20 protein-coding genes, 1 tRNA gene, 1 rRNA gene, 1 other RNA gene and 1 other annotated feature are annotated in these 19,837 nt (G+C 45.4%); of the genes, 14 read left to right on the top strand and 9 right to left on the bottom strand.

Annotation, left to right across the window (positions count from 1 at the left end; translation table 11 throughout):
- The first annotated feature begins 64 nt into the window (after positions 1-64).
- Positions 65-180: ribosomal RNA gene (rrf, locus tag ACH97_RS16450) — 5S ribosomal RNA — on the top strand.
- A gap of 16 nt (positions 181-196) precedes the next feature.
- Here the strand turns inward: rrf and ACH97_RS16445 are convergent.
- Entirely contained in the window at positions 197-1,174 is a 978-nt protein-coding gene (locus tag ACH97_RS16445) for a YaaC family protein (RefSeq protein ID WP_020449768.1), read from the bottom strand.
- A 121-nt stretch (positions 1,175-1,295) separates the two neighbouring features.
- Here ACH97_RS16445 and guaB point away from each other — a divergent pair, with 121 nt between their 5' ends.
- From guaB to serS, 5 genes are all read left to right on the top strand, one after another.
- Entirely contained in the window at positions 1,296-2,762 is a 1,467-nt protein-coding gene (gene guaB / locus ACH97_RS16440) for an IMP dehydrogenase (protein ID WP_020449769.1), read from the top strand.
- A 184-nt stretch (positions 2,763-2,946) separates the two neighbouring features.
- Entirely contained in the window at positions 2,947-4,242 is a 1,296-nt protein-coding gene (gene dacA / locus ACH97_RS16435; RefSeq protein ID WP_373368082.1) for a D-alanyl-D-alanine carboxypeptidase, read from the top strand.
- A 186-nt stretch (positions 4,243-4,428) separates the two neighbouring features.
- Positions 4,429-5,313, top strand: coding sequence for a pyridoxal 5'-phosphate synthase lyase subunit PdxS (pdxS, locus tag ACH97_RS16430; RefSeq protein WP_020449771.1), 885 nt, complete (start codon positions 4,429-4,431; stop codon positions 5,311-5,313).
- Between the two features lie 21 nt (positions 5,314-5,334).
- Positions 5,335-5,925, top strand: coding sequence for a pyridoxal 5'-phosphate synthase glutaminase subunit PdxT (gene pdxT, locus ACH97_RS16425; protein ID WP_020449772.1), 591 nt, complete (start codon positions 5,335-5,337; stop codon positions 5,923-5,925).
- A 51-nt stretch (positions 5,926-5,976) separates the two neighbouring features.
- Positions 5,977-6,196, top strand: a binding site (T-box leader).
- Positions 6,197-6,253: 57 nt separating this feature from the next.
- Positions 6,254-7,531, top strand: coding sequence for a serine--tRNA ligase (gene serS / locus ACH97_RS16420; RefSeq protein ID WP_020449773.1), 1,278 nt, complete (start codon positions 6,254-6,256; stop codon positions 7,529-7,531).
- A 29-nt stretch (positions 7,532-7,560) separates the two neighbouring features.
- Here serS and ACH97_RS16415 read toward each other — a convergent pair whose 3' ends face one another.
- From ACH97_RS16415 to ACH97_RS16400, 4 genes are all read right to left on the bottom strand, one after another.
- Positions 7,561-8,691: a glycerate kinase gene (locus tag ACH97_RS16415; protein WP_020449774.1), complete on the bottom strand. Its 1,131-nt coding sequence runs from the start codon at positions 8,689-8,691 to the stop codon at positions 7,561-7,563.
- 15 nt (positions 8,692-8,706) lie between these two features.
- On the bottom strand, positions 8,707-9,975 hold the full coding sequence (locus ACH97_RS16410; protein WP_020449775.1) for a GntP family permease: 1,269 nt from the start codon (positions 9,973-9,975) through the stop codon (positions 8,707-8,709).
- Between the two features lie 89 nt (positions 9,976-10,064).
- Positions 10,065-11,183, bottom strand: a complete 1,119-nt coding sequence (locus tag ACH97_RS16405; protein ID WP_020449776.1) for a CdaR family transcriptional regulator — start codon at positions 11,181-11,183, stop codon at positions 10,065-10,067.
- 29 nt (positions 11,184-11,212) lie between these two features.
- Complete coding sequence (locus ACH97_RS16400; protein ID WP_020449777.1) at positions 11,213-11,635, bottom strand: SMI1/KNR4 family protein; 423 nt, start codon at positions 11,633-11,635, stop codon at positions 11,213-11,215.
- Between the two features lie 129 nt (positions 11,636-11,764).
- Between ACH97_RS16400 and ACH97_RS16395 the strand changes: the two genes are divergently transcribed.
- A tRNA-Ser gene (locus ACH97_RS16395) sits at positions 11,765-11,857 on the top strand.
- Positions 11,858-11,995: 138 nt separating this feature from the next.
- Here the strand turns inward: ACH97_RS16395 and ACH97_RS16390 are convergent.
- The 4 genes from ACH97_RS16390 to ACH97_RS16375 all read right to left on the bottom strand — a co-directional run bounded on the left by ACH97_RS16390 (position 11,996) and on the right by ACH97_RS16375 (position 15,247).
- Positions 11,996-12,637 carry a deoxynucleoside kinase gene (locus ACH97_RS16390; RefSeq protein ID WP_020449778.1) on the bottom strand — a complete coding sequence of 214 codons (642 nt, stop codon included), beginning with the start codon at positions 12,635-12,637 and terminating at the stop codon, positions 11,996-11,998.
- Entirely contained in the window at positions 12,634-13,257 is a 624-nt protein-coding gene (locus tag ACH97_RS16385; protein WP_048350701.1) for a deoxynucleoside kinase, read from the bottom strand. Before ACH97_RS16385 ends, ACH97_RS16390 begins: the two co-directional genes overlap by 4 nt.
- Before the next feature lie 85 nt (positions 13,258-13,342).
- Complete coding sequence (locus ACH97_RS16380) at positions 13,343-14,662, bottom strand: glycoside hydrolase family 18 protein (protein WP_020449780.1); 1,320 nt, start codon at positions 14,660-14,662, stop codon at positions 13,343-13,345.
- A 36-nt stretch (positions 14,663-14,698) separates the two neighbouring features.
- Entirely contained in the window at positions 14,699-15,247 is a 549-nt protein-coding gene (locus ACH97_RS16375; RefSeq protein WP_241494263.1) for a cysteine hydrolase family protein, read from the bottom strand.
- Positions 15,248-15,329: 82 nt separating this feature from the next.
- Between ACH97_RS16375 and tadA the strand changes: the two genes are divergently transcribed.
- The 7 genes from tadA (at position 15,330) to ACH97_RS16345 (ending at position 19,534) form a co-directional block, all read left to right on the top strand.
- Positions 15,330-15,812 (top strand): tRNA adenosine(34) deaminase TadA, encoded by a 483-nt coding sequence (gene tadA / locus ACH97_RS16370; protein ID WP_041817398.1) that lies wholly within the window; start codon positions 15,330-15,332, stop codon positions 15,810-15,812.
- A 90-nt stretch (positions 15,813-15,902) separates the two neighbouring features.
- Positions 15,903-16,168: signal recognition particle sRNA large type (ffs, locus tag ACH97_RS23065), an RNA gene on the top strand.
- A 129-nt stretch (positions 16,169-16,297) separates the two neighbouring features.
- A complete protein-coding gene (dnaX, locus tag ACH97_RS16365; RefSeq protein WP_020449784.1) occupies positions 16,298-17,998 on the top strand; it encodes a DNA polymerase III subunit gamma/tau in 1,701 nt (566 codons plus the stop codon).
- 26 nt (positions 17,999-18,024) lie between these two features.
- Positions 18,025-18,348, top strand: a complete 324-nt coding sequence (locus tag ACH97_RS16360) for a YbaB/EbfC family nucleoid-associated protein (protein ID WP_023856408.1) — start codon at positions 18,025-18,027, stop codon at positions 18,346-18,348.
- Positions 18,349-18,361: 13 nt separating this feature from the next.
- Positions 18,362-18,958 carry a recombination protein RecR gene (gene recR, locus ACH97_RS16355; RefSeq protein ID WP_020449786.1) on the top strand — a complete coding sequence of 199 codons (597 nt, stop codon included), beginning with the start codon at positions 18,362-18,364 and terminating at the stop codon, positions 18,956-18,958.
- A gap of 20 nt (positions 18,959-18,978) precedes the next feature.
- Complete coding sequence (locus ACH97_RS16350) at positions 18,979-19,203, top strand: YaaL family protein (RefSeq protein WP_023856407.1); 225 nt, start codon at positions 18,979-18,981, stop codon at positions 19,201-19,203.
- A gap of 64 nt (positions 19,204-19,267) precedes the next feature.
- Positions 19,268-19,534: a pro-sigmaK processing inhibitor BofA family protein gene (locus ACH97_RS16345; RefSeq protein ID WP_003178144.1), complete on the top strand. Its 267-nt coding sequence runs from the start codon at positions 19,268-19,270 to the stop codon at positions 19,532-19,534.
- Positions 19,535-19,837: the final 303 nt, after the last annotated feature.

Genomic DNA, 19,837 nt, shown 5'->3' with positions numbered 1-19,837 from the left:
AACCTAAATGTTTGTGAATCGTCTGACCGTTATCTAGTTTTGAGAGAACACCTCTCATACATAGTTTGGTGGCGATAGCGAAGAGGTCACACCCGTTCCCATGCCGAACACGGAAGTTAAGCTCTTCAGCGCCGATGGTAGTTGGGGGCTTCCCCCTGTGAGAGTAGGACGCCGCCAAGCGATTAAAAAGACCAGCTTATATAAGCTGGTCTTTTTTGTTGTTTTCCTTTTTTTGAAGAAGCAGTTCAGCGATATAATAGGGGAACTTTGACTCGACTATATGTAAAAACTGCTGGATGATGACATAATCATCGCTAGCACTTTGAAGAAGAAGGTCATACCACCATTCAGTTTCATACCTGGCAATCATGCTTAAATTGTACGCAACCAAGTAATGCGCCAATATTTCCGGGAGCTTTAAAAAATGATCTCGTTCAGCCGGGAAATAGTATCCGTCTTGCTCCAAATCATAAAGCAATGTGGTCGAAGTGCTGGGACGGCATTCTTTATGAGCTGCAGAAAAAACCATTCCCTCTTTTTCCTCACGGCAGAAAGACCAGTTTAAATGGTATTCGATATGTTCGATGAAACGCTTTGATGACATATTGTAAGCATTGGGTGTCTCGCCAGGCAGCTTAATTATCCGGTCTTCGACGGCTGCTTTTACAATCGGATTTGGTTTTCTTTGAAATGCCAGCACTTTATTGATCTCCGGAATTTTCGCCAAAAGCTGTTTCATATTGAATCGTTCATCTTCCAATCCGGATAATTGGAAAAGGGATCTGATCACGTGCATACATAGGCCGTTCCTTTGGATTTTCACTTCATCTTCATAAAAGCGGTAATTTTGTTTTTTTCGTTTTCTTGTGGTCACGCCATGAGCAAGCACTGAAGTATGGCTGGGATAGGAAGGATCTGTCGTTAACAGGCAGGCTTTCAATAGCTGTGCCATGCCGTAAAATAATAAAATGGGTTTTATTTCTAACGTAGCGATTTTGGCTTGCTTGTAAAAAGATTCTGCATGCTTAAGAAAAAAAATAAACCGCTCTCCGTTTTTATAAGAGTTTTTTTTGGCATCTTCCATTCCTTGATTTTTATATACCATTTCAAGAAAATGCTGGGCTGTTTCGACCGAATAAAACAGCTTTAAATCCTTCCATCCTTTATCTTGCATGTACTCCACTTCCCTTATGATTATTTTCTAAAAATTACAACTGTTTCCCGCTTTCTTGACAGTGGGTATTCAAGTTGATAATCTACATATAATATTTTGCCGAAAAGAGGGGGATTTACTAATGTGGGAAAGCAAATTTTCGAAAGAAGGCTTAACATTTGATGATGTATTGCTCGTTCCGGCTAAATCGGAGGTACTTCCGCGCGACGTGGATTTATCCGTTGAGCTTACACCGTCCCTTAAGCTAAATGTTCCAATTATTAGTGCAGGCATGGATACAGTGACAGAAGCTCAAATGGCCATCGCGATGGCACGGCAGGGCGGATTGGGCATTATCCACAAAAACATGTCGATTGAACAGCAGGCTGAGCAGGTTGACAAAGTCAAACGTTCAGAGCGGGGCGTCATTACAAATCCGTTTTTCCTGACGCCAGAGCACCAAGTTTTTGATGCAGAGCATTTGATGGGCAAATACAGAATTTCCGGTGTTCCGATTGTTGACAATGAAGAGGATCAGAAGCTGGTTGGAATTATCACAAACCGTGATCTGCGATTTATTTCTGATTACTCCATGAAAATCAGCGATGTTATGACAAAAGAAGAGCTTGTTACGGCTCCTGTTGGTACAACCCTGGATGAAGCGGAAAAAATTCTTCAAAAATACAAGATCGAAAAACTCCCTCTTTTAGATGATCAAGGTGTTTTAAAAGGGCTTATTACGATTAAAGACATTGAAAAAGTAATCGAATTCCCGAATTCAGCGAAAGATGTTCACGGCCGCCTATTGGTTGGAGCAGCGGTTGGTGTAACAGGCGACACAATGACACGCGTCAGAAAGCTTGTGGAAGCCAATGTCGATGTGATCGTCGTTGATACCGCGCACGGCCATTCACAAGGTGTCTTGGATACCGTTAAGAAAATCCGCGACACTTATCCTGAATTAAATATCATTGCCGGCAACGTCGCAACTGCCGAAGGAACAAAAGCGCTTATCGAAGCCGGAGCAAATGTAGTTAAAGTCGGTATCGGACCGGGTTCTATTTGTACAACCCGCGTAGTGGCCGGTGTCGGTGTTCCGCAAGTGACAGCGATTTACGATTGTGCGACTGAAGCAAGAAAACACGGTGCGGCGATTATTGCAGACGGCGGCATCAAGTTTTCCGGAGATATCGTCAAAGCCTTGGCTGCCGGCGGACATGCCGTCATGCTTGGAAGCCTTCTTGCCGGAACATCCGAAAGCCCAGGCGAGACTGAAATCTACCAAGGCAGACGCTTTAAAGTTTATCGCGGTATGGGTTCAGTGGCGGCAATGGAAAAAGGAAGCAAAGACCGCTACTTCCAAGAGGAAAACAAAAAATTCGTTCCGGAAGGCATTGAGGGCCGTACGCCTTATAAAGGTCCGGTTGCTGACACAGTTTATCAGCTTGTCGGCGGTTTGAAATCCGGCATGGGGTACTGTGGAACAAAAGATTTGCACGCACTGAGGGAAGATGCGCAGTTCATCCGCATGACAGGCGCAGGCCTGCGGGAAAGCCATCCTCACGATGTACAAATTACCAAAGAATCGCCTAACTATACCATTTCCTAATCAAATATGACAAAAATTAAACCGTAGACAGAGTAATACTCTGTCTATTTTTTTTTGCTTCCTTATGATAAAATTTATAATGTTGTGTTTGAAAAATGTCTTAAAAGGCTTTGATATAGATTATTAGTCTGATGAAAAGCGGAGGTATCACGATTTGAAAAGCAAGAGAATAAAGCAGCTGATCATGTTGATCGTTGCTTTTGCCGTGACTGTAGGTGCATTTTCTCCTATGTCGACAGCAAAAGCCGCAAATGATCCAATTAATGTAGACGCGAAAGCAGCAATCTTGGTGGAAGCTTCATCGGGGAAAATTTTGTACAGCAAAAATGCCGATCAGCGTCTTCCTGTTGCCAGCATGGCCAAAATGATGACGGAGTATCTTCTGTTGGAAGCGATTCACGAAGGCAAAGTGAAATGGGATCAGAAGTACACGCCTGACGATTATGTATACGAGATTTCCCAAGATCGTTCATTATCGAATGTTCCTCTTCGTAAAGACGGATCATACACTGTAAAAGAGCTTTATCAGGCGACTGCAATTTACTCTGCAAACGCGGCGGCTATTGCACTTTCTGAAATCGTTGCCGGTTCTGAATCAAAGTTCGTAGAGTTAATGAATAAAAAAGCCAAAGAGCTTGGAATGAAAGATTTCAAATTTGTGAATGCTACAGGTTTGGAAAACAAGGATCTTCACGGCAAACATCCGAGCGGAACAAATGCCAATGAAGAAAATGAAGTATCTGCGAGAGACATGGCGCTCCTTGCCGATCATTTAGTAAGCGATTATCCTGAAATCCTCGATACGGCGAGCATTGCCAAAACGAAGTTCAGAAAAGGCACAGACGATGAAATGGACATGCCGAACTGGAACTTTATGCTGAAAGGCCTAGTTCAGGAATATAAAGGTGTGGACGGGCTGAAAACCGGCTCAACGGACTCTGCCGGATCATGCTTTACGGCTACTGCCGAAAGAAACGGCATGAGAGTGATTTCCGTCGTTATGAATGCGAAAGGCGACCTTCATACGGGACGATTTAAAGAAACGAAAAAAATGCTTGATTATGCATTTGATAACTTCACGATGAAAGAGTTTTACGCAAAAGGCGCACAAGTGAAAGGCAACGAAACGGTCACAGTCGACAAAGGGAAAGAAACTGAAGTCGGCGTCGTAACGGAAAAAGCCTTTTCAATGCCTGTGAAGAACGGTGAAGAAAAGAATTACAAGGCGAAAGTGACGCTGAACAAAGACGAGCTGACCGCACCTGTTAAAAAAGGTGAAAAAGTCGGTACCTTGACGGCCTCCTATAAGGGAGAAGAAAAGGACTACGGATTTCTCGGCAGCGATGTATCAGGTGTAAACCTCGTGACAAAAGAAGAAGATGAGAAAGCAAACTGGTTTATTTTAACGATGAGAAGCATCGGCGGCTTTTTTGCCGGTATTTGGAACAGCATTGTTGAAATGGTAACCGGCTGGTTTTAATCAATAAAGGGCTCTATCTGATAGGGCTCTTTATTGTCATATTCAGATAGAATTACCATTTACAATCCTAACAATTTGTTATTAAAATAGAAATAATCTTCGTGTTTTTCATATGATTTTGTGGAATTATAGGATACAATAGGATTAAATCTGACAATTCAATCTTTGATTAGGGGGATCCTTGAAATGGCTCAAACAGGTACTGATCGCGTAAAACGCGGTATGGCAGAAATGCAGAAAGGCGGCGTCATTATGGACGTTGTCAATGCCGAACAAGCAAAAATCGCAGAAGAAGCAGGAGCCGTCGCAGTCATGGCGCTGGAGCGCGTTCCGGCTGATATCCGTGCGGCAGGTGGAGTTGCCCGCATGGCAGATCCGACAATTGTCGAAGAAGTGATGAACGCTGTTTCAATCCCGGTTATGGCGAAAGCCCGCATCGGGCATATCGTTGAAGCGCGTGTTCTTGAAGCGCTCGGCGTTGACTATATTGATGAAAGTGAAGTTTTGACTCCTGCGGATGAAGAATTTCATTTAAATAAAAACGAATTTACCGTTCCATTTGTATGCGGATGCCGCGACCTCGGAGAAGCGACGCGCCGGATCGCAGAAGGAGCTTCAATGCTTCGTACGAAAGGCGAACCTGGTACGGGCAATATTGTGGAAGCTGTCCGCCATATGAGAAAGGTGAATGCTCAAGTGCGCAAAGTAGTCGGCATGAGCGATGACGAACTGATGACAGAAGCGAAAAACCTCGGCGCTCCGTATGAGCTGTTGAAGGAAATTAAAGCCGAAGGACGCCTTCCTGTTGTAAACTTTGCTGCCGGCGGTGTGGCAACACCTGCTGATGCTGCTTTAATGATGCAGCTTGGCGCTGACGGCGTATTCGTAGGGTCCGGTATTTTTAAATCCGACAACCCTGCTAAATTCGCGAAAGCAATCGTTGAAGCGACGACGCATTACACGGATTACAAACTGATTGCCGAGCTATCAAAAGAGCTTGGAACTGCGATGAAAGGGATTGAAATCTCAAATCTGCTGCCAGAACAGCGTATGCAAGAGCGCGGCTGGTAAACACGAAGGAGACGGATTGACATGCTGACAATTGGTGTACTTGGACTTCAGGGAGCAGTAAGAGAACATATTCGCTCAATTGAAGCATGCGGAGCAGCCGGAAAAATCATTAAGTGGCCGGAAGAGTTAAAGGAAATCGACGGTTTGATTTTGCCGGGAGGGGAAAGCACGACGATGAGGCGCCTCATCGATACGTATCAGTTTATGAAGCCCCTTCAGGAGTTTGCCGCATCCGGAAAGCCGGTATTTGGAACTTGTGCTGGGCTGATTATCCTGGCGAAGAATATCGCCGGAGCGAATGATGCCCATCTTGGTGTTCTGGATGTAACCGTCGAACGGAATTCCTTTGGAAGACAAGTGGACAGCTTTGAAGCGGATTTAACCGTTAAAGGACTTGACGAACCGTTTACAGGCGTATTTATCCGCGCTCCGCACATTTTGGAAGCGGGCGCAGATGTGGAAGTGCTTTCGGAGCACAACGGTAGAATCGTCGCTGCCAAACAAGGAAATCTGCTCGGCTGTTCTTTCCACCCTGAGCTGACGGATGACCATAGAATGACGAAATTATTTGTCGAGATGGCCGAAAAGCATAAACAGGAAGCCGTCGTATAAAACGGTTGAAAGCTGTTAAAACTTGTAGTACATTTATAAGACAATATAGATCGAAAAGCGTTGATAGGAAGCAGTAGGAAGCCTCTCTTTCCAAGAGAGCCGATGGTTGGTGCGAATCGGCGAAAGATGCTGTCCGAATCCATCCTTGAGCGAAATGCTGAACAGTCAAAGTAGGCATTTACGGGAGAACCGTTATCAAAATGAAGCGGAAAACAGGAGGAAGACGCCTGTTTTCAATCAGGGTGGCAACGCGAGAGCTCTCGTCCCTTATATTTAGGGGACAAGGGCTCTTTTTTTCGGTCAAATCAGTATAAAAGGAGCGAGGCAGATGCTTGATATCAAACTGCTGCGGGCAAATTTGGAAGAAATCAAACAAAAGCTTGCCCACAGGGGAGAAGATTTATCAGATTTTGATCAATTTGAGGAATTGGATACAAAGAGAAGAGAATTGATCGTCAAAGTGGAAGAGCTGAAAGGAAAGCGCAATGAGGTATCTCAGCAGGTGGCCGCTTTAAAGCGCGAGAAAAAAGATGCTGACCACCTCATTAAAGAAATGCGCGAAGTCGGTGAAGACATTAAAAAGCTTGATGAAGAGCTGAGAATGGTCGAATCTTCACTTGATAAAATCATGCTGTCTATCCCGAATATCCCCCATGAGTCTGTTCCGGTCGGTGAGACTGAAGACGACAACGTGGAAGTTCGCAAATGGGGTGAACTCCCCGGATTTTCATTTGAGCCGAAGCCTCATTGGGATATTGCCGATCAATTGGATATTCTTGATTTTGAGCGGGCAGGCAAGGTTACGGGAAGCCGTTTCGTTTTCTATAAAGGGCTAGGCGCCAGACTTGAACGGGCATTGTATAACTTTATGCTTGATCTTCACGTAGACGAGTACGGCTATACGGAAGTCATCCCGCCGTACATGGTGAACCGCGCAAGCATGACAGGCACCGGACAGCTGCCGAAATTTGAGGAAGATGCCTTTAAAATCAGGGAAGAAGATTATTTCTTAATTCCGACGGCAGAAGTGCCAATTACGAACCTGCATCGCGATGAAATTTTGTCAGCTGCCGAGTTGCCGATCAATTATGCGGCGTTCAGTGCGTGCTTCCGTTCAGAAGCAGGCTCAGCTGGCCGTGATACGCGCGGTTTGATTCGCCAGCACCAATTTAACAAGGTTGAACTGGTGAAATTCGTGAAGCCTGAGGATTCATATGAAGAGCTTGAAAAGCTGACAAATCAAGCGGAGAAAGTTCTTCAGCTGCTTGAGCTTCCTTATCGTGTGATGAGCATGTGTACGGGCGATCTAGGATTTACCGCTGCGAAAAAATACGATATCGAAGTATGGATTCCAAGCCAAAACACATATCGTGAAATTTCATCTTGCAGTAACTTCGAAGCTTTCCAGGCCAGACGGGCGAATATCAGATTCAGAAGGGAAGCAAAAGGAAAGCCTGAGCATGTCCATACCTTAAACGGCTCCGGCTTGGCTGTCGGCAGAACGGTTGCCGCATTATTGGAAAATTACCAGCAGGAGGACGGGAGCGTCATCATTCCTAAAGCGCTTCGTCCATACATGGGGAACAGAGATGTTATTCAACCATAAAAAGTGCGCGCCAAGAGGCGCGCTTTTTTTTATGCGAGAGACCAGACGGCGGCTACATTTCGGGCACAGCGCGTAAGATTTGAACTTCCATCGGCAAGGGCGTTTTCCAAGGAGCTGATCCCTGGCACAATCGAAAAGAGAGCGGAAATGCCGATATCATAAACAAGCTCGCAGCCTTCACCGAGCGATCCGGCAAATGCAATAACAGGAATATTCTCGCTGCGGGCGCGTTTTGCGACGCCGGCCGGCGTTTTTCCGCTGACTGTTTGGCCGTCTATTTTTCCCTCGCCCGTAATGACAAGATCGGCTCCTTTAATACGTTCGGAAAAAGACAAAGTATCTAAAACAATGTCAACTCCGCTTTTTAATTCCGCTTTTAAAAAGGCACAGAGGCCTGCTCCTAATCCTCCGGCCGCTCCTGCTCCCGGAATTGAATCGATTTCGCACCCCAGCTCTGCTTTGACTGCAGCAGCATAATGTTTTAAGTTTTGATCCAAAAGAGCAGTCATTTCACTGTTCGCCCCTTTTTGCGGCCCAAATACGGCGGAGGATCCGCGAGGTCCCGTAAGAGGATTATCGACATCACAGGCGGCTTCAAAGTGGATATGCTTTAACTGAGGATTGAGGCCGCTCACATCGATCTTGGCAATCTCAGCTAATGCACCGCCCCCATTTTCAATCTCTTCTCCATTGCGGTTTAGAAACTTCACACCCAGTGCTGCAGCCATTCCCGCTCCGCCGTCATTTGTCGCACTTCCGCCGAGTCCGATGATGATGTTGGACACCCCTTTTTCCGCAGCATTGAGAATCAGTTCTCCGGTTCCTCTCGTTGTCGTTAACAGGGGATTCCGCTGTTCAGGGGACACGAGGTGAAGGCCTGACGCTTCAGCCATTTCGATGACAGCTGTTTTTCCGTCGCCAAGCAGGCCGTAAGCCGCCTTTACCGGCTTCCCGAGAGGGCCTGTGACCGTTTGCTGTACGATATCTCCTCCGGTGGCGTCAATCAGAGCTTGAACGGTTCCTTCGCCTCCATCAGCAACCGGAATGTTGACGTATTCGGCGTCAGGCAAAACCGCTTTAAAGCCTTTTTCAATGCTTTTAGCAGCTTCAAGCGATGTCATGCTTTCTTTAAATGAATCAGGTGCGATTACGATTTTCATGGTACCTGCTCCTTTTTAAATAAAGAATTGAAAAATTCCAAAAATCAAAGTTGAGATAATGGTTAGGATTAAGCCGATGACTGACTCATATGGAATCAGCTTTAACCGTTCTTTCATGGCCATGAAGACGCTGCCTCCCGTCGTATGAAAAAAGCTTCCATGAGGCAGGTGATCGAGCACCGTTGCTCCGGCGTGAATCATTGCCGCACCTGCGAGGCCGGCGACGCCAAGATCAAGCAATGTCGGGCCGAATACGCTGCTGGCGACAGCTGTGCCGGCGGTTGTTGAGGCGGTTGCCATCGACATCAGCATGCCGGAAATGGGAGCTAAGAGAAACGACGGCAGACCCAAGCCGACAAGGGTGTCGGTAATGAAAGAATTGAGTTGGGAGTTGGCGATGATTCCCGCAAGCGTTCCAGTCCCGATCAGCATCACGGCAACACCTGACATCTTCGACAATCCTGAAGCGGCAAAATCCTTCAGTTTGCCCGCTTGTCCCGATGCAATCGCAGTGACGAGGCCTCCCGCCGGCAAAGCGATAATTGGATCAATCGTAATACCTGCCACGGGCCTTAAGGCGAGCAACAGGATGGAGACCATCGGACCGCTGATCGCCGCCCAAAATGCCGGCAGTTGTTGAGCCGTTTGGGTTTCAATCTCATTTGCAGCTACTCCTGTTCCTTTATTTGAAAGGCGTTTTGCTAGTAAATAAGTGGCGCCCAGTCCAAATATAGCGGGGATGATCCCGGCGGCCATCACGGATGTCAAAGGGATGTGAAAGGCATCTGAAGCAGCAATGGCATTAGGGTTTGGCGACATAATATTGCCCGCTTTTCCTCCGCCGATCATCGCCAACAGAATGGCCGCTTTGCTGATAAAGGTCCGCCTTGCAATCGCAAGGGCGATCGGTGCGACTGTGATGACGGCGACATCGACGAATACACCGACCGTTGTTAAGATGGCTGTCGCCAATGTTAAAGCAAGCAGCGCTCTTTTTTCTCCAATTTTATTGACAATGGTTTCTGCAATCACCGCTGCGGAGCCGGATTGAATCAGAACGCCGGCGAGCACCCCTGCTGCCAAGATGCGGAGTACAGCAGGAATCATGTTTTTAGCACCCGCTATCATCAAATCCGTCGTCTCTATTAAATCTGCGCCGCCGATTAAGCCTCCGGCCAATGCGCCGATCATCATGCCGTAAGCCGGCGGGACTTTTTTCAGAATGAGAAAGATTGATATGGCTAATGCGCATAAGGCGCCTATTGCATTGATTTGAATATCCATCTGCATACCCTCCCTTACGTCCCATTGTAAACGCTTTCTGTACAAGGGAGAATTGGTCAGGTATACGGATTTCGTTCCTTTATCCTATATTAAAATTGTTCATTTGCACAAAATGGTGAAAAAAGCGTAATGGCTGTATACAGTTTGAATAGGTCGTCAAATCGTTTTGGATTGCATCCTGTCGCTATTTCAACCTTTCTCAGCCGGTAGTTTAATGTATTGCGGTGAATAAAGAGTCTTGATGAAGTTTCCCCGATTTCGCCATTTTCTTCTATATAGCAGAGGAGGGTATGGATTAATTCGCCCTTTTGATCTGCTTGGGAAAGGCGGTCCCAGATGTTTTGAAAATGAATCTCCTGATCCGGACGCTCTATTTTTGATAACAGAACGGGGATCGCAAACTCTCGATAATCGTATAAACTAGAGCTGTTTTTAGCAATCTTGAGCGTTTGTTTTGCACTTTGATAGGAGAATGGCAGCTGCTCAAGCTGATCCGCCTGCTCGCCAAGCGCGCCTCTGACCGTTTTCCATTGGCTGAGCCAGCCGTTCCAAGATGAAAAGAGATCAGCCCTGCTTTTAGCGGGAGCGCCTGCCAGAATAACTGTGATCTCTTTTAAAGAAATATTGGCGTACAAATCTTTCGCGGTTAAATGTTTTTCAAGTTTTTTAATAAATGCCGGCTTCATATCAGCGGATGGCAGCTCAAACACAAGACAAGTACGCTGGCCTTCTAGCGGTATATTCAATCGCTCCGCACGTTCAAGGAAGTCAAGGGATGCTAGGTCGGCCCCCTGAATCATTTGGATGACCGTTTCTTCCCGGAGCCTTTGATCCCATGTCAGCTGTTTTGTTAAAAATGCCTGTTCGACAGTCAGCTCTGCCGCCATTTTAACAAGTTCTCCATAACGGCTGACTTCAGAAGGCGGCCCCGTGATTCCAATAACGCCGATTATTTCATCATGAAATACGATGGGAAGGTTTACGCCGGGCTTTGTGCCCGTTAAAGCCGAGCATTCTTCAGGCGTGATGCTGATAACCTTTTCAGCTGCAAGTGCATCCTTCGCTCCAGCGTGTTCATCACCGATTCTCGAGCGGTCTCCTGAAGCGATGATAACCCCGTTTTCATCCATCATATTAATGTTGTGCCGAATAATCGACATGGTCCTGTCGACAATTTCCTCCGCCAATTCTTTTGATAGATAATTCATTTCATCATGCTCCTGCCTAAGATCTTGTTTTAAATGGTGATTGTTCCGTCGATCCAGCCTTTTATGAAAGGTTTTAAAGAAGATGCGACCCATATTTGGCTGTCGTCTATATGATTCCAAACATAAATATCATTTTTCCGTATAGAGCCGTTTAAAATCGAATAAGCAAATAAATCGCCATTGCCCGCACCTGCTATAAATAACAGACAATCGAACGGCTTAAAAAAGTCGGTGCTTCTCATGTCTAGATTCTCTTCTATCATTCTGTATGCAGGCCAAATGAGATGATCCCCGAATGTATCATTAATGCCGTCTGTCGTTTTTAAAAGGCTGACCAGTTCATCTGGAAAAGAGACGCCGAGGAGTTCTTCTGCTTTCTGAAGCTCCTCTGTTTCAATAGGTCTGTTCAGCGTGTAATCTTGAGGTAAACGTTCTATAAAATGTTTCCACAATGCTATCACCCTTTGCGTTTATCATTATTTTTGCATATAATGAGAAGCGTGAACAATAAAATAAATTTTTTATGAAAAAATCTCTTGACTTAAAAAGATAGGACATGTTATATTAATTCTTGTCGATACGGAGGAATACCCAAGTCTGGCTGAAGGGATCGGTCTTGAAAACCGACAGGGGTGTCAAAGCCCGCGGGGGTTCGAATCCCTCTTCCTCCGCCATTATTGATTTGCATTTTAGTGATTGACTAAGCATAAATTGGAGATTGTGTTGCCGCTGCCTGGATAGGGCAGCGGTTTTTTTATATGCACAAGCAAAAAAAGAGCGGCTCTTCATGGGAATCCGCTCTTTTTGCTTGTTTATCTTTGAATAGCTTCACTGATTTTTTCAATGATTGGATCGAGGGAGGCAGAGTTGTTGAACAGATCGTATTCATCAATATTGACTCTGACAACCGGACAGGCGTTAAAGCCGCTGATCCAGTTTTCGTACCTTGTGTACATTTCTTCCCAATACGATCTGTCGGTTAACATTTCCATTTCTCGTCCGCGTTTTTTGATGCGGTCGAGAATCGATTCCAAATCGCCCTCCAAATAGACTAAAACGTCGGGGCGGGGGAAGTAAGGCGTCATGACCATCGCTTCAAACAGGCTTGTATACGTCTTATAATCGACTTTTGACATTGTGCCTTTATCGGCGTGCATTTTGGCGAAAATGCCTGTATCTTCATAAATTGAACGGTCTTGAACAAATCCGCCGCCCGATTCGTAAATGTATTTTTGCTCTTTGAAGCGTTCCGCTAAGAAGAAAATTTGCAGGTGAAAGCTCCAGCGTTCAAAGTCTTGGTAAAAAGCCTCCAAATAAGGGTTGTTCACAACCTCTTCAAGGGAAGTTTTAAATCCGAGTCTTTTTGCAAGCTCTTTTGTCAATGTGGATTTCCCCACTCCTACCGTTCCGGCAACAGTAATGATAGCATCTTTCGGAATAGCATATACACTCATTCTATATACTCCTTTACTTGATCGGCAATTCGATTGAAAACGGCTTCGGAGATCACGAAGTCTTCCTGATCTCCGTTAATTTCAATAACGGGTATTGGCGGATCGGATTCTTTAAATTGCTTAATGGCAGCATCATAATCATTGATGAGCTGTTCCAGATATTGCTTGTTCATTTCCTGTTCAAACGGCCGTCCGCGTTTTTTGATCCGTTCCAATAACGTCGGAAGGCTTGCTTTTATGTAAATGATGACGTTTGGTTTCGGCAGATCTTCTGTAAGCAGATGATAAATTTTTCTGTATTTCTCAAGTTTTTTGCCTTCCAGCGTCCGTTCAGCAAAAATGAGGTTTTTATAAATATGATAGTCCGAAACAACGGGTATGTGGTGATGCAAATACTTCTTTTCGGTATCTTCAAGCTGCTTATAGCGATTGCAGAGGAAAAACATCTCAAGCTGAAAGCTCCATTCATCTTTGTCATCATAAAATTTATCAAGAAAAGGGTTTTCTTCGACGATTTCTTTAACCAAAGAGAGTGAGAGCTTTTCGGAGAGCATGCTGGCCAAGGTTGTTTTTCCCGCGCCGATGGGGCCTTCGACAGCGATGAAAGGGGCTGTGTTCATAGGTGTCCTCCTACTAAAGAAATTCATTTGTGAACCATACATATTGTATCACATCATCATCTTCTGCCATGAAAAAAACGTTCCTTTAACTTGGGAACGTTTCTTTCACAACATTAAATTGATCGGCTATCAAGAGCCAGTTTTGCGGGAAGGACAGGCCGAGCTTCCAATAGCTGATTCCCCTTAAATTCAATTCCCTAATCAGATCAAACTTTGCCTGAATCGAGCGGGCGTCTTCAAACCATACCTCATGCTGTTTGCCGGCATTGTCCGTATAGCGGAAGAAAGGAGCCTGGGCTGTTTCATCGTACTGTATCGCCGCATTGTTTTCACTCGCGATTGCAATTGCCCGCTGGGGACTGATTGCTCTGGCCAGCTGCCCGCCTGGCGTATAGGGGAGCGTCCAGTCATAACCGTACAAGTTCTGGCCCATGACGATTTTGCTGGCGGGCATTTCCGTGAGTGCGTATTCGATCACATCCCGTACGGGTCCGATCGGCGATACCGCCATCGGCGGCCCTCCGCTGTAGCCCCACTCATATGTCATCAGTACGACGAAATCGACAATCTCTCCGTGAGCCCGGTAATCATGGGCCTCATACCATTGTCCGGGCTGATCCGCTCTCGTTTTAGGCGCAAGCGCGGTTGAGATGAACCAGCCTTCCGGTTTGAAGCGGGCCCGTGCATCCCGTAAAAATTGATTATAGGCTTCTCTGTCTTCAGGCCTTAAGTATTCAAAATCAAAGTGGATGTCTTTAAAACCGTATCTTCTGGCGGCTGCAACAATGTTATCAAGCAATCTGTTTTTTACATTCTGGTCCGTCAAAATGATTCTGCCGAGTTCGTCGCTGAAAGCTTCATTTTCGAGATTGGTGACGATCATCATCATCGTAGTCCGATGTCTGTCTGCAATTTCTTTTAAGTTGTTCAGCGGCGGTTCTTCGAGTGTGCCGTCCCGCTTCGCCTGGAAGCTGAAAGCACCCAAATAGGTCAAGTATGGCGAAGCCTCTCTTGCCGCCTGCTGTAGAGCGGGGCTGACGCTTTCTCCCCGCGGTTCGATATAAGCGTTTGTTTCAATGTTCCGTTTTGGCCGAGGGGGGATATAAAGCAGCAGCCCGACAGGCAAAATAGCGCTAACCTGAATGCGGTTGATCCTTGCCAGTTCAGCCGGAGAAATATTAAAGCGGGCTCCGATTGATGCTAATGTATCTCCTTGTCTGACCTCATAAAACTCGCCGGCGATCGGTATCACGATAGTTTGTCCGACAACAAGCCGATTCGGGTTCGGAATTTCATTCGTCGCGACAATTTCATTAACTGTTGTTCGGTAGCGATTCGCGATTTGATAAAGGGAATCGCCTCTTTTCACGACATAAATCTGAATGGGAAACGCCTCCTTTCTCATTGCTACCACTATATGAAGAAAGGAAGTGTTTCATGCTCAAGTTTCGGCGGTGATCTCTTTTGCCGTCGTAATATTGGCGAACAGAACATTTTCCATCATCGTCAACGCATATTTGTTGTCTTTTTCATTATTTGAGGCAATGCAATCGTGCGGAATCGTGATATCGTACTCCCTCATATAAGCGTCGTTTGCCGTAAATAACACGCAAATATTGCCTGCGATTCCCGTAATAATCAAATGGTCGACATGAAGTTCATTCAGCAATGTTTCAAGGGCGGTGCCGTAAAAAGCTGAGTGCTTTGGTTTGATTAAGAAATAATCGTTGTTATTCGGTGCGAGTCGGTCGATGATATATTCGCTGCTGTCGTTTTTGCATTTCTTGATAATGGCAGCAATATCCGCTTGCCAAATTCCAAAATGGTCATTAATGTATATGATAGGCCATTTCTTTTTGGCTGCGTGTTCATTTAATGCCAGAAGATGCTCGGTCAAGTTTCTGGTCTTTTTAGAAAGAATGTCACCCATATCGAATTGAAAATCATTAATGATGTCGACTATAATGAGAGCTGAATTGGACAATGCGATTGTCTCCTTTCAGATTGCATATTCCTTTAACTATAAGTTAGCCTATTCTGTCGGGCGAAAAACATTGAGAGAGTGCATGCGGATGACACAAGACGAGTTTTATATGAAAGAAGCGATCAATGAAGCGAGAAAAGCTGAAGAAAAAGGCGAAGTGCCGATTGGCGCCGTACTGGTTCTGGATGGGGAAATTATTGCCCGCGCCCATAATTTGCGGGAAACCGAGCAAAGATCGGTTGCCCACGCAGAGATGCTCGTCATTGAAGAGGCATGCCGGAAGCTTGGAACCTGGCGGCTGGAGAGATCTGTTCTTTACGTTACCCTTGAGCCATGTCCGATGTGCGCCGGAGCGGCCGTTCTCTCCAGAATCGACAAAGTGGTGTTCGGAGCGTCTGATCCGAAAGGCGGCTGTGCGGGGACTTTGATGAATATCCTGCAGGAAGAGAGATTCAATCATCAGGCTGAAGTCGTAAGCGGCGTAATGGAAGAAGAATGCGGCAGGATGCTAAGCGATTTTTTCAGAAAGCTCCGCGCAAAAAAGAAAGCGGAAAAGAAAAGGGAGCTGTGATGACGGAAGTTTGCAATTTAGGGTGAAACAAGTTATACTAATGAGTGCGTCACATGAAGACGCAGCTTAAATAATTTGATATTTATTTTGCCGTGCTAAGCGGGGAGGTAGCGGTGCCCTGTACTCGCAATCCGCTCGAGCGAGGCCGAATCCCTTTCTCGAGGTTCGTTTACTTTAAGGTCTGCCTTAAGCAAGTGGTGTTGACGCTTGGGTCCTGCGCAATGGGAATCCATGAACCATGTCAGGTCCGGAAGGAAGCAGCATTAAGTGGAACCTTCCATGTGCCGCAGGGTTGCCTGGGCTGAGCTAACTGCTTAAGTAACGCTTAGGGTAGCGAATCGACAGAAGGTGCACGGTAAATCAATCATCAAATTAAGAACTCATCTATTTTAATATAGATGAGTTTTTTTCTTAAGAAGAGCTTTTGGATTTGAAAGCTGCTTCATGTATAATGGAAATGATGAAAACAAGAGGAGGGCGTGTTTGTGAGTTACCAGGCTTTATATAGAGTGTTCAGGCCGCAGTTGTTTGAAGATGTAGTCGGTCAGGAGCACATCACGAAAACGTTGCAAAATGCCCTTTTACAAAAGAAATTTTCGCACGCTTATCTGTTTTCCGGACCGAGGGGAACGGGAAAAACAAGCGCCGCAAAACTGTTTGCCAAAGCTGTCAACTGTGAGCACGCCCCGGTCAGTGAACCGTGCAATGAATGCTCCGCGTGCAAAGGCATTACAAACGGTTCGATTTCAGATGTAATTGAAATTGACGCCGCTTCTAACAACGGTGTAGATGAAATACGCGACATCCGCGACAAGGTGAAATTTGCCCCGTCTGCCGTCACGTATAAAGTATATATCATAGATGAAGTACATATGCTTTCTATCGGCGCATTCAACGCCCTTCTAAAAACGCTTGAAGAGCCGCCGGAACATTGTATCTTTATTCTCGCAACAACAGAGCCTCATAAAATTCCTTTAACGATTATTTCAAGATGTCAGCGATTTGATTTTAAGAGGATTACCTCACAGGCAATTGTCGGACGAATGGAAAAAATCGTCGAAGCTGAACAGTTCAAGGTGCAGGATGGCGCCTTAGACATCATCGCAAGTGCCGCCGACGGCGGCATGAGGGATGCGCTGAGCCTGCTCGATCAGGCTGTATCATTCAGCGGAGATGAGCTGACGGTGGATGATGCGCTGCTGATAACAGGGGCTGTGTCACAGCACTATATTGGAAAGCTCGCCTCAACCCTCCACGAAAAAAATGTTTCCGGTGCTTTGGAAACATTGAACGAACTGCTTCAGCAGGGAAAAGACCCGGCAAAATTAATCGAGGATATGATTTTCTACTTCAGGGATATGCTTCTTTATCAAACGGCGCCTGATTTAGAAGGCGTTCTTGAAAAGGTGAAGGTGGACGAAGAGTTCCAAGCTCTATCCCGGCAAATTCCTGCACAAGACCTTTACGAAATGATCGATATATTAAATAAAAGCCATCAGGAAATGAAATGGACGAACCATCCGCGTATCTTCTTTGAAGTTGCAGTTGTGAAGCTCTGCCAGGGACCAAAAGCAGGGGCATCCGCGGCCGCCCCGCCGGAAGTGGATAATCTCGTCAACAAGGTTCGGCAGCTTGAGCAGGAGATTGAGAAGCTTAAAACACAAGGTGTACAGGTTTCTTCGGCTCCCGCCCAGCCTAAAGAAACGTCCCGTCCGCAAAAAAGCGTGAAAAGCGCATATAAAGCGCCTGTCGGCCGTATTCATGAAATATTAAAAGATGCTACAAGACCGGACCTCGAAAAATTGAAGGGCTGCTGGGGACAATTGCTTGCCCAGCTTAAACAGCAGAATAAAGTATCGCATGCTGCCCTTTTAAATGACAGCGAGCCGGTGGCTGCATCTTCAAAAGCATTTGTCCTCGCATTCAAATACGAAATTCACTGTAAAATGGTAGCTGAAGACAATAATGGAGTCAGGACAAATCTGGAGCAAATTTTGGATGGAATGCTCGGCGGAAGGATAGATATAGTTGGCGTTCCCGAAGCCCAATGGGGTAAAATAAGAGAAGAATTTCTGCAGGATCATCAGCCGGAAGATTCTGAAGCAAATGAACCGAAAGAAGAAGATCCGCTCGTATCAGAAGCTAAAAAACTGTTCGGAGCGGAACTGATTGAAATTAAAGAATAAAAACATGAAAGAGAGTGGATTTGAGTATGCGCGGTGGAATGGGTAACATGCAGAAAATGATGAAGCAAATGCAAAAAATGCAAAAGGATATGCAAAAGGCACAGGAGGAACTGGCAGAAAAAGTACTCGAAGGTACTGCGGGCGGCGGAATGGTGACTGTTAAGGTAAACGGCCAAAAAGAAGTCATCGACGTCATCATCAAAGAGGAAGTCGTAGACCCTGAAGATGTTGAAATGCTTCAAGATCTTGTCCTTGCAGCGACAAACGATGCTTTGAAAAAAGTCGACGATGTAACAAATGAAACGATGGGTAAGTTTACAAAAGGAATGAACATGCCGGGTTTATTCTAGGAGGAAAATAAGAATGCAGTATCCTGAACCAATATCAAAGCTGATTGACAGCTTTATGAAATTGCCAGGAATCGGACCCAAGACGGCGGTCCGTCTGGCTTTTTTTGTTCTTAGTATGAAAGAAGACGTCGTGTTAGATTTTGCAAAAGCATTGGTAAACGCAAAGCGCAATTTGACATATTGCTCGGTTTGCGGACATATAACAGATCAAGATCCTTGCTATATTTGTGAAGATACGAGAAGAGACAAATCGGTCATATGTGTTGTTCAGGATCCGAAAGATGTCATTGCTATGGAGAAAATGAAGGAATACAGCGGACTGTACCATGTTTTGCATGGTGCGATTTCTCCGATGGACGGCATCGGTCCGGAAGATATTAAAATACCCGAATTGCTGAAACGGTTGCAGGATGATCAGGTGACTGAAGTCATTCTCGCGACAAACCCGAATATAGAAGGAGAAGCAACGGCCATGTACATTTCAAGGCTTTTAAAGCCGTCTGGTATCAAGCTGTCACGAATTGCCCATGGACTTCCGGTCGGAGGCGATTTGGAGTATGCAGATGAAGTCACTCTTTCTAAAGCGCTTGAAGGCAGACGTGAAATGTAGAGGGAGGAGATTGCATTACCATGGGTTTTCTTCGGAAAAAGAAGCTTAGAAAAGAATTTGATAACAAGCTGATTGAACAGCTGATCCATCAAAAGGAAGAATGGAACAGGCAAAAGCGGCTGATTGAAAACAGTCTTGAGCCTTCGCCAGAAGTTCTTTACGAATTAAAGGTTGCCGAGTCAAAGTACTTTTTTTATTTGCGGGAAGCAAAAAAAAGAAATATAAGGATCGGCAGCTGGAAGTAGCAGGTCTATTCGCATGATTCCCATCATATGCTTGTACAAGAACGAGCGAGGAGTGATGGAATTCATGGGATCTGTTATCTTTATCGGGGCAATTGTCGCTTTGGTTGCCCTGTTGTTTTTTTCAAAAGCATCATTTAAACCTTTGCGATTAATCGGAAGAATAGCGGTTAGATTTGTAGTCGGCGCTTTGTTTTTATTCTGTGTGAATCTGTTTGGCGAGAGCGTGGGCATTCACGTGCCGATTAATATTGTAACAACCGGAGTGAGTGGATTATTGGGGGTTCCCGGTGTAGCAGCTCTTATTGTTATTAAACAATTTATCGCAATATAATTTCTTGTTGACAATTTTATTTAAAGGTGTTAAATTAGTATTCGTCGCTGATGACGAATAATTTTTTTGAAAAAAAGTTGTTGACGACATCACGATTAAATGTTAAGATATTATAGTCGCTTTGAGAGCGGCGATGAAGTTCTTTGAAAACTAAACAAGACAAACGTACCTGTTAATTCATTAAATAAATCGCACATGCGAATGTGCGTAGTCAGGGGCCTGCACGATGCAGGTCATGCAGATGTTGTCACAGGATGTGACGAACTTAATCTGCGCTCCATTATTTCATGGAGAGTTTGATCC

The sequence above is a fragment of the Bacillus paralicheniformis genome (genome assembly GCF_001042485.2).
Taxonomy (GTDB): domain Bacteria; phylum Bacillota; class Bacilli; order Bacillales; family Bacillaceae; genus Bacillus; species Bacillus paralicheniformis.
This window is presented reverse-complemented; position numbering and strand designations above follow the sequence as displayed.

What these genes read in the sequence shown, in the direction of transcription:
- ACH97_RS16360 (WP_023856408.1), top strand. Translation starts at nt 18,025, where the DNA reads ATGCGCGGTGGAATGGGTAACATGCAGAAAATGATGAAGCAAATGCAA.
- ACH97_RS16380 (WP_020449780.1), bottom strand. Translation starts at nt 14,662, where the DNA reads ATGAGAAAGGAGGCGTTTCCCATTCAGATTTATGTCGTGAAAAGAGGC.
- dacA (WP_373368082.1), top strand. Translation starts at nt 2,947, where the DNA reads ATGTTGATCGTTGCTTTTGCCGTGACTGTAGGTGCATTTTCTCCTATG.
- pdxT (WP_020449772.1), top strand. Translation starts at nt 5,335, where the DNA reads ATGCTGACAATTGGTGTACTTGGACTTCAGGGAGCAGTAAGAGAACAT.
- serS (WP_020449773.1), top strand. Translation starts at nt 6,254, where the DNA reads ATGCTTGATATCAAACTGCTGCGGGCAAATTTGGAAGAAATCAAACAA.
- pdxS (WP_020449771.1), top strand. Translation starts at nt 4,429, where the DNA reads ATGGCTCAAACAGGTACTGATCGCGTAAAACGCGGTATGGCAGAAATG.
- ACH97_RS16410 (WP_020449775.1), bottom strand. Translation starts at nt 9,975, where the DNA reads ATGGATATTCAAATCAATGCAATAGGCGCCTTATGCGCATTAGCCATA.
- tadA (WP_041817398.1), top strand. Translation starts at nt 15,330, where the DNA reads ATGACACAAGACGAGTTTTATATGAAAGAAGCGATCAATGAAGCGAGA.
- ACH97_RS16390 (WP_020449778.1), bottom strand. Translation starts at nt 12,637, where the DNA reads ATGAGTGTATATGCTATTCCGAAAGATGCTATCATTACTGTTGCCGGA.
- ACH97_RS16385 (WP_048350701.1), bottom strand. Translation starts at nt 13,257, where the DNA reads ATGAACACAGCCCCTTTCATCGCTGTCGAAGGCCCCATCGGCGCGGGA.
- ACH97_RS16445 (WP_020449768.1), bottom strand. Translation starts at nt 1,174, where the DNA reads ATGCAAGATAAAGGATGGAAGGATTTAAAGCTGTTTTATTCGGTCGAA.
- recR (WP_020449786.1), top strand. Translation starts at nt 18,362, where the DNA reads ATGCAGTATCCTGAACCAATATCAAAGCTGATTGACAGCTTTATGAAA.
- guaB (WP_020449769.1), top strand. Translation starts at nt 1,296, where the DNA reads ATGTGGGAAAGCAAATTTTCGAAAGAAGGCTTAACATTTGATGATGTA.
- ACH97_RS16415 (WP_020449774.1), bottom strand. Translation starts at nt 8,691, where the DNA reads ATGAAAATCGTAATCGCACCTGATTCATTTAAAGAAAGCATGACATCG.
- ACH97_RS16345 (WP_003178144.1), top strand. Translation starts at nt 19,268, where the DNA reads ATGGGATCTGTTATCTTTATCGGGGCAATTGTCGCTTTGGTTGCCCTG.
- ACH97_RS16405 (WP_020449776.1), bottom strand. Translation starts at nt 11,183, where the DNA reads ATGAATTATCTATCAAAAGAATTGGCGGAGGAAATTGTCGACAGGACC.
- ACH97_RS16350 (WP_023856407.1), top strand. Translation starts at nt 18,979, where the DNA reads ATGGGTTTTCTTCGGAAAAAGAAGCTTAGAAAAGAATTTGATAACAAG.